General features: G+C 74.7%; 12 protein-coding genes and 1 pseudogene. 7 read left to right on the top strand and 6 right to left on the bottom strand.

What is annotated here, in order from left to right:
* Positions 1 to 390 precede the first annotated feature (390 nt).
* A pseudogene (locus V6U89_RS28050) lies at positions 391 to 765 on the top strand (MFS transporter); the annotation flags it as partial.
* A gap of 18 nt (positions 766 to 783) precedes the next feature.
* Here V6U89_RS28050 and V6U89_RS28045 read toward each other — a convergent pair.
* On the bottom strand, positions 784 to 1263 hold the full coding sequence (locus V6U89_RS28045) for a hypothetical protein (RefSeq protein WP_334575621.1): 480 nt from the start codon (positions 1261 to 1263) through the stop codon (positions 784 to 786).
* A 55-nt stretch (positions 1264 to 1318) separates the two neighbouring features.
* Positions 1319 to 1663 carry a hypothetical protein gene (locus tag V6U89_RS28040; RefSeq protein WP_334575617.1) on the bottom strand — a complete coding sequence of 115 codons (345 nt, stop codon included), beginning with the start codon at positions 1661 to 1663 and terminating at the stop codon, positions 1319 to 1321.
* 99 nt (positions 1664 to 1762) lie between these two features.
* Here V6U89_RS28040 and V6U89_RS28035 point away from each other — a divergent pair, with 99 nt between their 5' ends.
* Entirely contained in the window at positions 1763 to 2335 is a 573-nt protein-coding gene (locus V6U89_RS28035) for a GNAT family N-acetyltransferase (RefSeq protein WP_334575613.1), read from the top strand.
* A 43-nt stretch (positions 2336 to 2378) separates the two neighbouring features.
* On the top strand, positions 2379 to 3152 hold the full coding sequence (locus V6U89_RS28030; protein WP_334575611.1) for a PH domain-containing protein: 774 nt from the start codon (positions 2379 to 2381) through the stop codon (positions 3150 to 3152).
* A gap of 136 nt (positions 3153 to 3288) precedes the next feature.
* Here V6U89_RS28030 and V6U89_RS28025 read toward each other — a convergent pair whose 3' ends face one another.
* Positions 3289 to 3792, bottom strand: a complete 504-nt coding sequence (locus tag V6U89_RS28025) for an NUDIX hydrolase (RefSeq protein WP_334575607.1) — start codon at positions 3790 to 3792, stop codon at positions 3289 to 3291.
* Between the two features lie 142 nt (positions 3793 to 3934).
* Positions 3935 to 4378: a hypothetical protein gene (locus V6U89_RS28020; RefSeq protein WP_334575602.1), complete on the bottom strand. Its 444-nt coding sequence runs from the start codon at positions 4376 to 4378 to the stop codon at positions 3935 to 3937.
* Between the two features lie 166 nt (positions 4379 to 4544).
* Here V6U89_RS28020 and V6U89_RS28015 point away from each other — a divergent pair, with 166 nt between their 5' ends.
* From V6U89_RS28015 to npdG, 4 genes are all read left to right on the top strand, one after another.
* The gene (locus tag V6U89_RS28015; RefSeq protein ID WP_280841559.1) at positions 4545 to 4748 is read left to right on the top strand and encodes a hypothetical protein; all 204 of its coding nucleotides are present in this window, start codon (positions 4545 to 4547) and stop codon (positions 4746 to 4748) included.
* Between the two features lie 84 nt (positions 4749 to 4832).
* Positions 4833 to 5744 (top strand): hypothetical protein, encoded by a 912-nt coding sequence (locus tag V6U89_RS28010; RefSeq protein ID WP_334575597.1) that lies wholly within the window; start codon positions 4833 to 4835, stop codon positions 5742 to 5744.
* Between the two features lie 65 nt (positions 5745 to 5809).
* Positions 5810 to 7243 carry an RNB domain-containing ribonuclease gene (locus tag V6U89_RS28005; protein ID WP_334575592.1) on the top strand — a complete coding sequence of 478 codons (1434 nt, stop codon included), beginning with the start codon at positions 5810 to 5812 and terminating at the stop codon, positions 7241 to 7243.
* A 310-nt stretch (positions 7244 to 7553) separates the two neighbouring features.
* The gene (gene npdG / locus V6U89_RS28000; RefSeq protein WP_334575589.1) at positions 7554 to 8252 is read left to right on the top strand and encodes an NADPH-dependent F420 reductase; all 699 of its coding nucleotides are present in this window, start codon (positions 7554 to 7556) and stop codon (positions 8250 to 8252) included.
* A gap of 454 nt (positions 8253 to 8706) precedes the next feature.
* Here npdG and panB read toward each other — a convergent pair whose 3' ends face one another.
* Together panB and V6U89_RS27990 are read right to left on the bottom strand one after the other, a co-directional pair.
* Positions 8707 to 9552, bottom strand: coding sequence for a 3-methyl-2-oxobutanoate hydroxymethyltransferase (gene panB, locus V6U89_RS27995; protein WP_334575586.1), 846 nt, complete (start codon positions 9550 to 9552; stop codon positions 8707 to 8709).
* 163 nt (positions 9553 to 9715) lie between these two features.
* Positions 9716 to 11476, bottom strand: coding sequence for an NAD+ synthase (locus V6U89_RS27990; protein ID WP_334575583.1), 1761 nt, complete (start codon positions 11474 to 11476; stop codon positions 9716 to 9718).
* Positions 11477 to 11639 lie beyond the last annotated feature (163 nt).

Raw genomic sequence — 11639 nt, 5'->3', positions numbered from 1 at the left:
TCGTGGCCAGCCTCGGCACCGGCGCGGCGATCGCCCTCGGGGCACCCACCTGGGTCCCGTTCGCCGTCGTGCTGCTCCTGTCGGTCCTGGGCGGCGCCGCTGTTCACCGTGCCCTGCCCGCCGCCATGTCGGGCCCCGAGCCTGCCGGGCCGGGCGGCGCGAGCGGCATTCGGATGCCGGTCGTGCCGGTGCCCCTCGTCGGGGTGCTCGGCGCGCTCGCGTTCGCCAGCGAGTACGCCCACCAGAGCGGGGGTGCGGTCTTCCTGGAGGACGTCCTGGCCACCGGACCGGGGCTCAGCGCGATCGCGCCTGCGGCGTTCGCCGCCGTCGTAGCGACCACCCGCTTCGTGGTCAGCACACTGAACCCCGCTCACGGTTCTCGTCCTCGGGTCCGTCGTGGCGGTCGTCGCCCGCGCCCCGTCCGTGCCCGTCGCCCTGGCCGGACTCGTCCTCCACGCTGCCGGAACCGCCGGACTGTTCCCGGCGCTGCTGAGCCTCGTCTCGTGCAACGTCGTCGAGTCCTCGCGCGGACGTGCGACCTCGATCGTGACGGTCGTGTCCTACCTCGGGTTCCTGCTGGGGCCGGTCTACATCGGACTGGGGGGGTCGGCGACGGGCCCGCGGGGCGCGATGCTCGCGGTAGCGGCGCTCGGCCTCGCCGCACTGACCCTTTCGCTGCTGGCCCTCGGCCGCTACCCGGTGACGCCCCGGCCCGCGGCCCACCACGGCGCAGAGGCGCTTGTCCCTTCGGCTCAATCGTCATGATCCGCCGAAGTCGTTCGGTCAGAGGCAGGTCGGCCGGAGATCTCGAGGGGTGTAGAAGATCTGCACGTGGTAGGTCCCCTCGGCGGTGCTGACCACCTGAAGCCGCCACGTGCACCTGGTGTCGTCCGGCTTGCCGGCGTCGTAGACATGGACGCCATGGTCGAACGCCTCCCAGCCACTGGAGCGGCCGAGGTCCGCGTAGAAGCCCGCCACGTCGTCGGCGGCACCGGCCCCGGTGACCTCGCGGTCGAGCATTCCGAAGCTGGGCGGCTCATCGCCGCAACTGACGGTCTCGGTCGCCGGCCTGGCGGGGGCGCCGGGTGGTGTCCGGGTCAACACCGGCTCCTGGCGCAGTGCGGCGACCGTCTCCGGGTCGGGGTGGCACGCGCGGTCGGAGAGGTCCCCCGATATGGCGTCGCCCAACCGGCCGCACCCGCCGAGACTCAGTGCCAACGCGGCCAGCACGACCGCGGTGCGGAAAACGCCGACCCGACCCACCGGCACACCCCAGACTCTTCGATCTTCAGGCGGTGAGCATAGGTCGGCCGCACCGCTACGACACGATCGGTTCCGCCCAGGCGGCGTGCCCGAACTCCCAGGCCCAGGAGATGCCCTCCGCGTCGCCCCTGGACAGCCGGACGGACGCGGCGATCAGGTGTTCGCCGGCCGGCACGATGGCCACCCGCTGGCGGACCCGTTCGGCGTGCAGGATCCGGTACCGCAGTCCTTCGATCTCCACCACACCGCACTCGGGCCCGGGCCGGTCGGCGGTCGACTCCACCGTCACCGCCCAGCCCGCCCTGGTCGCCTTGTGCACCCACACCTCGAACGCCCGCTGGCGACCGTCCTGCTCGCTCACCCGAGCAAGGATCTCGACCGGGTCGGTGCGGGTGTCCATCGTCGTCCTCCTGTCGGGCCGGAACCTCGCGCAGCCTACGGCGTGCCGGCGGCCGCCGCGGGCCCCACGTCGGGCAGGAGCACCGCCTACAGTCCACTCGTGCCGATGCTCGCCGCACCCGCCGTACCGCCCGGATCGATGGCCGCGCTGGCGCAGCCGGACCTGCGCGCCGAGGGCGTACACCTGCGTCCGTGGCTGCCGGCGGACCGGGCGGTGGTGGTGGCCGCGTACGCCGACGCCGCGATCCGGCGTTGGCACTGCCGGTCGATGACCGACGACGAGGCCGCCGACTGGATCGCCGCCTGGCCGGGCCGGTGGCGGGGGGAAACCGGCGCCGGGTGGGCGGTGTGCGCCGCCGGGGTGGTCGTCGGGCAGATCAGCCTGCGCCGGGTCGTCCTCGCCGACGGGCTGGCCGAGGTGTCCTACTGGGTGCTGCCGGCCGCGCGGGGCCGCCGGGTCGCCCCGCGGGCGCTCGCCGCGCTGTCCGCCTGGTGCTTCGACACCCTCCGGCTGCACCGGGTCGAGGTGTGCCACTCCACGGCGAACGAGGCGTCCTGCCGGGTGGCGCGCCGCGCCGGCTTCACCGCCGAGGGTACGAAGCGCGGCGAGGGGCTGCACGCCGACGGCTGGCACGACATGCACCTGCACGCCCGCCTGCGCACCGACGCCTGAGGCCCGGCTGCCCTCCTTGATCCATCGGCCTGCACTCCCGCCGGTGACCCCCCGGACGGCGCGCCTGCTCGCCCTGCCCTTCGCCCTGGCCGCGTTCCTGCTGCGGATCGGCGTCGAGTTCTGGCTGAAGCCGCTCACCTGGCGGATCGACTCCACTGCCGTGGCCCTGCTCGGCTGGGCGGCGGGCACGGCTGGCAGCGTCCTGGTGCCGGTGGCGGGCTACCTGCTGCTCACCCGCGCGGTGCGCCGTCGGCCGGCCACCTTCCAGGTAGACCCCGCCGGGCCGCGCTTCACCGCACCGGCCGCACCGGCCTGGGCCGGCCCGTGGTCGATCCTCACGAGCTGGCTGGCGGGCGGGCTGCTGATCACCGAGCGGGTGCCGGGCGAGGACCGGGTCCGGTTCTTCGAGTCCGGCGAGGCCCTGGTGTGGAACGTGCTCGCGGTGCTGGCCGTCCTGCTGGTCGTAGGGCTGGTGCTCTCAGACGAGCGGCCCCGCCTGACGCTGGACGAGGCCGGCATCACGGTGCGGGGCCTGGTGCGGGGCCGGACGCTCCGCTGGGGCCGGCTGCTCGTGGGCGGACCGCCCGGGCCGGCGGGGAAGGGCCGCGCCGAGCTGGTGCTCGCCGAACGTCCCGCCACGCCGGACCGCCCGCCGGTGCCGCGGTCGCTGCGGATCGGGCCGGTGCACGTGGACCGCGACTTCCTCGCCGGCAGCGTCCGCCACTACGTCGCGCACCCGGAGCGGCGGTCCGCCATCGGCACCGCCGCGGAACTGGCGAGCCTGCGCGCCACCCTCGGCGCTACGCCGGACGCCTGACCGGCGGCCCGCGCACGGTCGACGCTTCGGCCCACACCGTTTCGCCGAGATGGCGGTTTCCACGCCGATCCGACACCGCCACTACGGCGACGTCGCGAACGCTCACGCCCCCGTGGGCGGCGGCCCGCCCTGCGGGTCAGCGCGCGCCGGAGAACTCGTCCCAGGTCGCGCCCGCCGGCAGGTACCAGGCGGCCGGGTCGTCGGCGAGCGCCCGCGCGATCACCAGCCGGGCGTGCGCGTCCAGTTCGGGCAGCCGGTCCGGCCCGAACCACTCGACCGCCACCGACTCGTCGTCGTTGACCCGGGCCGTACCGGAGACGAGTCGGCAGTGGAAGCCGAGGTTGAGGTACTCGCAGCGGTCCCCGTTCGGGTAGGTGTGCGGGTGCGACACGACGCTGCTGAGGCGTACCGGCTCGACGCGCAGGCCGGTCTCCTCCTCGACCTCGCGCACCACGGCGGTGGCCGGCTGCTCGCCCGGCTCGACGAAGCCGCTCACCACCGACCAGCGGCCGTCGTCGGAGCGTCGCCCCAACAGCAGCTCGCCGGCGTCGTTGCGGACCACCGCGCTGACGCTCGGCAGCCAGAGCAGGTCGTGGCCGACGTGTTCGCGCATCCGCAGGATGTAGTCCGGTACGCCCATCCGGCGACCCTAACCGGCACGGCCCCGCCCGTGCCGACCGAAGGCCGCACCGCCGGCATCAGCCGGACCAGGCCACCGCCTGGCTCACCTGTCGGTAGGGGCGGTCCAGCTCCGCGTCGATCGTTCAACGCGACCGTTCCGGTCACGCCGGGCAGGGCACCCGCTCCAGCGCGGCCGGACCGGTGCCGGGGCGCACCAGCTGCGCGAAGCACCGCTCGGTGGTGGCCCGCTGCCACCCGAAGACGCTGGCTGCGGTCTTCGCCACGCGTACCCGGAAGAGCAGGCGCACCCCGGCCTCCCGGCGCTGCGCGCCACCCTCCACGGCCACCACCTCGACGCCGTCGACCCGCTCCGCGGCGCGGCGCAGGTCCGCCTCTGCGGCCGTCGGGTCGGCCAGCAGTTCGCCCCGTGCCCGCTGCGCGATGGCGGTCACCTCCCGCTCGGCCCGCCGCTCCAGCCGCTGCTGCGACCGGTCCCGCAGCAGCGGTGCCGCCACCGCCACCGCCGTCACCGTGAAGACCGTGACCACGGCCGCGGCGAGCAGGCCGCGGCGTACCCGTGCCGATGTTCTGCCCCCGAAACGCACCGGGGAATTCTCCGCCACCGACCGCCCTTCCGGCTGCCCCGTCCGTCCGGGTACGGCTTCCCGCATTCCACCCCGCGGCCCCCACCAGCACGTCTACTGTGGAGGTCGTCGCGACTATTTGCGCGATCCGGTGGCGGCCGGGCTGCTCCCGGTGCACAGTGATCTCATGAACGACAGCGGAAGTGGTGGGCACTACTACTGGTGCACCCGACACCACCGGGTCGAGACCGATGCCGACGTGTGCCCTGCGAAGCACGTTCTCGGACCGTACGCCTCGTCCGCCGACGCCGAGAACGCCCTGCAGACGGTGCGGGAGCGCAACGAGGCGTGGGAGGCCGAGGACGCCCGCTGGGCCGGGGAGGGCAGCTAAACGGCGCGGGACGGCCCGTGTCGAGGAACTCCGTGCCTCCGCACCGGGGGCGCGCGAGCGCATGTCCCCAAGGAGGGAACCGAGATGGCCGAAGCACAACAGGCCACCACCCGCCCGGCCGCCAAGAAGTCCGCCGCGGCCACGCGGACGGCGGGCGCCACCCGCAGCACCGCGGCACGCCGGTCCACCACGACCACCGCGGCGGCCCGGAAGGCGCCGGTCGGCCGGGCGGCGACGAGCGCGGCGGGCGCCGGGGCGGGACGGACCCCGACCACCACGGCGACCGCCGCGAAGAAGACGGCGGCCAAGAAGGCCCCCGCTTCGAAGACCACCGCCAAGAAGGCCCCCGCCACCAAGACCACCGCCAAGAAGGCCCCCGCCGTGAAGACCACGGCGAAGAAGACCGCCGCGTCGAAGGCGACGAAGGCCCCCGCCCGCAAGGCCGCCCCGAAGACCACGACCGCGGCGAAGAAGACCACCACCGCTGCCGCGAGGAAGACGGCGCCCGCGGCGAAGAAGACCACCACCGCCGCCGCGAGGAAGACGGCGCCCGCGGCGAAGAAGACCACCACCGCCGCGAAGAAGACCACGGCCGCGAAGGCCTCGACCGCTGCCCGCAAGGTCACCTCCACGGGTCGGAAGGCGACAGCCACGGTCAAGAAGACCACCGGCGCGGCGAAGAAGACCACCGGCGCCGCGGCCAAGAAGACCACCGGCGCGGCGAAGAAGACCACGGCGGCGAAGAAGGCACCGGCGAAGAAGACCACCGCCAGGACGGCGCCGGCGACGAAGACCACCGCCAAGAAGGCGCCGGCGCGAAAGACGACCGCCACCTCGTCGACCGCCACCCGCAAGGCGACCGTGAAGAAGGCGCCGGCGACGAAGACCACGGCCGCCAAGAAGGTCACCGCCCGCAAGGCGCCGGCCCGCCCGGCCGCCGCCCGGGCCACCGCGCCCACCAGCGCCCGGTCCCGCGCCCGCAAGGCCACCGGCTGACCGTACGGCGACCGCCGTCGCATCGCCGGAGGGCGGATCACGCGCCGGACTGCCAGGATTGACCCGTGGTCATTCGACGCGTACTGGCGCCCCGTATCGACTTCGGCGCGCTGCGCCGCGAACTGGGACTGCCCGAGGGCTTCCCGGACGCGGCGCAGCGCGAGGCGGACCAGGCCGCCGCCGCACCGCCGGCCACCGGGGTCGACCGTACCGACGTCCCGTTCGTCACGATCGACCCGGCGGCGTCGCGCGACCTCGACCAGGCGATGCACCTCGCCCGCCGACCCGGCGGCGGCTACCGCGTGCGGTACGCCATCGCCGACGTCGCCGCCCACGTACGCCCCGGCGGCGCGCTGGAGGAGGAGACCTGGCGCCGCGGGCAGACCGTCTACCTGCCCGACGGCAACGTGCCGCTGCACCCGCACACCCTCAGCGAGGGCGCGGCCAGCCTGCTGCCCGACGTCGACCGGGCCGCGGTGGTGTGGACCATCGATCTCGACGCCGACGGTGCGACCACCGGCGTCGCCCTGGAACGGGCCCGGGTCCGCAGCCGGGCCAAGCTCGACTACGAGGGGGTGCAGGCCGCCGCGGACGCCGGGCGGCTGCCCGAACCGGTCGCCCTGCTGCCCGAGATCGGCGCGCTGCTCACCGCCCGGGGCCTGCGCCGGGGCGCGGTCAACCTGCCCCTGCCCGAGCAGGACGTCGAGCCGGACGGTGACGGCTGGCGGCTGGTGCTGCGCGGTCCGGTCCCGATGGAGGACCACAACGCGCAGATCTCCCTGCTGACCGGAATGGCCGCGGCCGACATCATGCTAACCGGCCGGATCGGGCTGCTGCGCACCATGCCGCCGCCGAAGCCCGAGGCGGTGGCCCGACTCCGCGCCGCCGCCGCCCCGCTGGGCGTGCCGTGGCCCGACGGCGTCGGCGTGGGCGAGGTGCTCGCCGGGCTGGATGCCTCGCAGCCTCGGGCCGCCGCCTTCGTGGACCAGGCGGCGGAGTTGATGCGGGGCGCCGGGTACACGGCGTTCGACGGCGAGCTGCCCGACCAGCCGGAGCACGGCGGGGTCGCGGCCGCGTACGCCCATGTCACGGCCCCGCTGCGCCGGCTGGCCGACCGGTACGCGACGGAGGTCTGCCTGGCCCTGCACGAGCAGCGGCCGGTGCCGGACTGGGCCCGCGCGGCGCTGCCGAAGCTGCCCGAGGTGATGGCGGCGACCGACCGGACGGCGGGCGCGGCCACCCGGGGCGCCATCGAGCTGGCCGAGGCGGTGCTGCTGGAGCACCGGGTGGGGGAGGTCTTCGAGGCCGCGGTGCTGGACGTGGACGCCCCGCCGAACGGCCAGTCGAAGCCCGGCCGCCCGCCCGGCGGCACGGTGGCGCTGGACGCCCCGCCGGTACGCGCCCGCTGCACCGGCGAGCTGCCGCTCGGCGAGCGGATCCAGGTCCGCCTGGTCACCGCCGACCCGGTGGCCCGCAAGGTCGTCTTCGAACGCGCCTGACCGCCTGCGGGTGTCGTCGCTGACCGAGCGGCCCACCCCGCCCGCCCCCCGCCCCGCCGGCGCCCCGCCCCGCCGGCCCAGGCCCCCCATGCGTCCACCGCCGCACCCACCCGCGCCCCGACCCCCCCTGCACTTTCAGAGAAAGCGTGGCCTTGGCGGCCCGAATAGCCACGCTTTCTCTGAAAGTGGCCGCAGCGAAGGGCGGCGCGGCGTCGAAGGGCGGCGGGATCGGAGGGTGGCGGGGTGGTAGCGGGGATTGTCACAGCGGTGGGCGGTGCTGGGGGCGGGGGCGGTTTGCGAGGATGACCGCATGGCTTACGACGCGACCACGCTGCCCGACGTCTCCGGGCTGACCGTCGGCATCATCGGTGGCACCGGCGACCAGGGGCGGGGCCTCGCCTACCGGCTCGCCCGGGCCGGGCAGACCGTGCTGATCGGTTCCCGTTCCGCCGAGCGGGCCGCGGCGGCCGCCGCCGAGATCGCGGCGCTGCCCGGCGTACCGGCCGGAGTGGACGTCGCCGGGGCCGACAACGACGAGGTGGCCCGTCGCAGCGACGTGGTGATCATCGCGGTGCCGTGGGACGGGCACGCCGCCATCGTCGCCGCCCTCGCCGAGCCGCTCGCCGGCAAGATCGTGGTCGACTGCGTCAACCCGCTCGGCTTCGACAAGCAGGGCCCGTACGCCCTCCCGGTGCCCGAGGGCAGCGCGGTGCAGCAGGCCGCCGCCCTGCTGCCGGACTCCCGGGTCTGCGCGGCGTTCAACCACGTCAGCGCGCCACTGCTGGCCGACCCGGAGATCGACCGGATCGACCTCGACGTGCTGATCTGCACCGAGGAGCGGGAACTGGTCGACATCGTCGGCGCGCTGGCGGCCCGGATCCCCGGCATGCGGGGCATCTACGCCGGCCGGCTGCGCAACGCCCACCAGATCGAAGCGTTCACCGCCAACCTGATCGCCATCAACAAGCGCTACAAGGCGCACGCCGGCATCCGCGTCACCGACCTCTGACGCCGACGCCGTCCGGCACCCGGTCACGGCGGGGGCTCGCCCCCGCGTGCCAACCGCGGCACCGCGACGCCCCGCCGCTCCCGCGTGCCAACCGCGGCACCGCGACGCCCCGCCGCCCCCGCGTGCCAACCGCGGCACCGCGACGCCCCGCGTCCCTCGCGTACCGAACCGCAGCACCCGCGACACCCCGCGTCCCTCGCTTGATGGGCGCAGGACGCCGCACCGCTGTCCCGCGCCGCCACGCGGGTGTCTTGCCGGCCCGGCCGTCACCGAACGAGCGTGATACCTCAGAGTCATCTTGATGCCACTGAGGTATCACGCTCGCGGTGGTGTCATGCCCCGGAACGGCGCGACCGGACAGGCACGACCGGATCGGACATGACCCGCCTCGGGTGACTGTGGACCCGGCGAGCGGGGCGGTGGAGGTGCGGACGACCCCCACCGCCCCCTCGTCCTAGAAGGTGTGCTCGGCGGCGGGGAACTCGCCGCCGCGTACCTCGTCGGCGAAGCGCCGGGTCGCCTCCGTCAGCGTCCCGGCCAGGTCGGCGTAGCGCTTGACGAACCGCGGCGCCCGGCCGGTACGCAGGCCGGCCATGTCCTGCCAGACCAGCACCTGGGCGTCGGTGTCCGGGCCGGCGCCGATGCCCACCGTCGGGATCGGCAGCTCCGCGGTGATCCGCTTGGCCACCTCGCCCGGCACCATCTCCAGCACCACCGCGAACGCGCCGGCCTCGGCCACCGCCCGGGCGTCGGCGAGCACCTCGTCGGCGGCGTCGCCCCGCCCCTGGACCCGGTAGCCGCCCAGGGTGTGCTCGCTCTGCGGGGTGAAGCCGATGTGCGCCATCACCGGGATGCCGGCGCCGACGATCGCGGCGATCTGGTCGGCGCAGCGCCGGCCACCCTCCAGCTTCACCGCGTGGCAGCCGCCCTCCTTCATGAACCGCACCGCCGTGCGCAGCGCCTGGGTCGGGCCCTCCTCGTACGAGCCGAAGGGCAGGTCACCGACGATCAGCGAGTGCTTCGTCGCCCGGACCACGGCCCGGACCAGCGGCAGCAGCTCCTCGGCGGTCACCGGCAGGGTGGTCTCGTAGCCGAACACGTTGTTCGCTGCCGAGTCGCCGACCAGCAGCACGGGGATGCCGGCGGCGTCGAAGATCGAGGCGGTGTACTGGTCGTACGAGGTGAGCATCGCCCAGCGGTCGCCGCGCTCCTTGGCGGCGATCAGGTCGCGGGTGCGTACCCGCCGGGTGGCCGGGCCGCCGTAGAGGGCGGTCACCTCGGTCGGGGTGGACTCCACCATGACTGTCTCCTTTCCTCGAGGCCGCCGTCGCGGTCCCCGGGTTCCGCCGCGATCGTCGCACCGGACGACCGCCTCACGGCAGGGCACAGTGCAGGATTTCACTCGGCGCCGACCGGCGCGGCGGGACCGGGACCGGTCGCGGCCGCGCCGGGAACAGTTCCGCTCAGCCCTGCTCGCGCCAGCGGTTGGTGATCGGCAGCCGGCGGTCCCGGCCGAACGCCTTGATGGAGATCTTCGTGCCCGGGGCGGACTGCCGGCGCTTGTACTCGGCGGTGTCCACCATCCGGAGCACCCGGTCGACGACCGCCGGGTCGTGGCCGGACTCCACCAGCCCGTGGCGGCCCAGGTCGCCGTCGACGTAGCCGATCAGGATCGGGTCGAGCGCGTCGTAGTCGGGCAGGGTGTCGCTGTCCAGCTGGCCCGGGCTCAGCTCGGCCGACGGCGGCTTGCCGATCGAGCTCTCCGGGATCGGCGGGGTCTCGCCCCGGCTGGCCGCGTCGGCGTTGCGCCACTTCGCCAGCCGCCAGATCAGCGTCTTCCAGACGTCCTTGACCGGGTTGAAGCCGCCGACCGAGTCGCCGTACAGGGTCGAGTAGCCCACCGCCAGCTCGCTCTTGTTGCCGGTGGTGAGGACCAGGTGGCCCTCCTGGTTCGACAGCGCCATCAGGATCACGCCCCGGACCCGCGCCTGGAGGTTCTCCACCGTCACCCCGGACAGCGACATGTTGGCCAGGAAGGTGTCCACCATCGGCTGGATCGGCTCGACCCGGTAGTCCAGGCCGGTCCGCTTGCCCAGGTCCTCCGCGTCGGCCCGGGAGTGCTCCGAGGAGTGCTGGCTGGGCAGCGACACCCCGACCACCCGCTGCGGCCCTAGCGCGTCGACGGCGAGCGCGGCCACCACCGCCGAGTCGATGCCGCCGGACAGGCCCAGCACCACCGACGGGAAGCGGTTCTTGTTGACGTAGTCGCGCAGGCCGAGCACCAGCGCCTGCCACACCTCGGCCTCGTCCGCGACCGGTTCCATCACCCCGCCGGCGGCCGCCGGGCCCGTCGGGGCCGGCGGGACGGCTCCGACGGTACGGCGGACCACCCGCATCCCGTCGGCCAGTTCCTCGGTGTCCGCGCCGCGCTCGCCCGCCTCGGGCAGCTCGACGTCGTGCACCAGCAGGTGCTCGACGAACTGCGGGGCGCGGGTGAGCAGGGTGCCGTCGGCCGCCACGATCATCGAGTCGCCCTCGAAGACCAGTTCGTCCTGGCCGCCGATCATGTTGACGTACGCGATGGTCGCGCCGGCCTCGGCGGCCCGGCGGCGGACCAGCGGCAGCCGGATGTCGTCCTTGTTCAGCTCGTACGGCGAGCCGTTGATGTTGACCACCAGCCCCACGCCGGCCTGCCGGGCCACCGCGAACGGGCCGCCGGCCTGCCAGAGGTCCTCGCAGATGGTCAGCGCCACGTCCACCCCGCCGATCCGCACGACGGTGAGGGCGTCGCCGGGAAGGAAGTAGCGGTCCTCGTCGAAGACGCCGTAGTTGGGCAGGTGGTGCTTGAAGTAGGTGGCCACGACGCCGCCGGAGTGCAGCAGCGCGGCGGCGTTGCGGGCCCCCCGGCCCGGCTGGGCGTCCCCGCTGACCTGCGGTGGGCCGTCCGCGTCCAGGTAGCCGACCACGACCGGCAGGTCGCCGAGCCCGTCCGCGGCCAGGTCGGCCGCGAGCTGCTCCAGCGCGGCCTTCGAGGCCGCCACGAAGGAGCGGCGGAAGACCAGGTCCTCGACCGGGTAGCCGGTCAGCATCATCTCCGGGAAGGCGACGAGCTGGGCGCCGGCGTCGGCGGCGCGGCGGCTCCACGTGCGGACCAGCTCGGCGTTGCCGGCGAGGTCGCCGACGGTCGGGTTGACCTGTGACAGGGCGAGACGCAGGGTGGGCATGCCCTCATCTTGCCCCAGCCCCGGCGTACCGACGCGGTGGCCGGGACGAGACGGCGGCCACCCCTACCGAACGGCCACCGGCGGGCGGGACACGACGGGACGGGGCGGCGGTGCTTCGCGTAACGTCGGCGTAACGAGGCCCGGGGAGACTGGGCGGTCAGGT

Source organism: Micromonospora sp. CPCC 206171, from assembly GCF_036906755.1.
In the GTDB taxonomy this organism is placed as follows: Bacteria; Actinomycetota; Actinomycetes; order Mycobacteriales; family Micromonosporaceae; genus Micromonospora; species Micromonospora purpureochromogenes.
The sequence above is the reverse complement of the archived record's forward strand: the minus strand, read 5'-3'. Positions and strand labels throughout refer to the sequence as shown.

What these genes read in the sequence shown, in the direction of transcription:
- V6U89_RS28040 (WP_334575617.1), bottom strand. Translation starts at nt 1,663, where the DNA reads ATGGACACCCGCACCGACCCGGTCGAGATCCTTGCTCGGGTGAGCGAG.
- V6U89_RS28025 (WP_334575607.1), bottom strand. Translation starts at nt 3,792, where the DNA reads ATGGGCGTACCGGACTACATCCTGCGGATGCGCGAACACGTCGGCCAC.
- V6U89_RS28015 (WP_280841559.1), top strand. Translation starts at nt 4,545, where the DNA reads ATGAACGACAGCGGAAGTGGTGGGCACTACTACTGGTGCACCCGACAC.
- V6U89_RS28010 (WP_334575597.1), top strand. Translation starts at nt 4,833, where the DNA reads ATGGCCGAAGCACAACAGGCCACCACCCGCCCGGCCGCCAAGAAGTCC.
- npdG (WP_334575589.1), top strand. Translation starts at nt 7,554, where the DNA reads ATGGCTTACGACGCGACCACGCTGCCCGACGTCTCCGGGCTGACCGTC.
- panB (WP_334575586.1), bottom strand. Translation starts at nt 9,552, where the DNA reads ATGGTGGAGTCCACCCCGACCGAGGTGACCGCCCTCTACGGCGGCCCG.
- V6U89_RS27990 (WP_334575583.1), bottom strand. Translation starts at nt 11,476, where the DNA reads ATGCCCACCCTGCGTCTCGCCCTGTCACAGGTCAACCCGACCGTCGGC.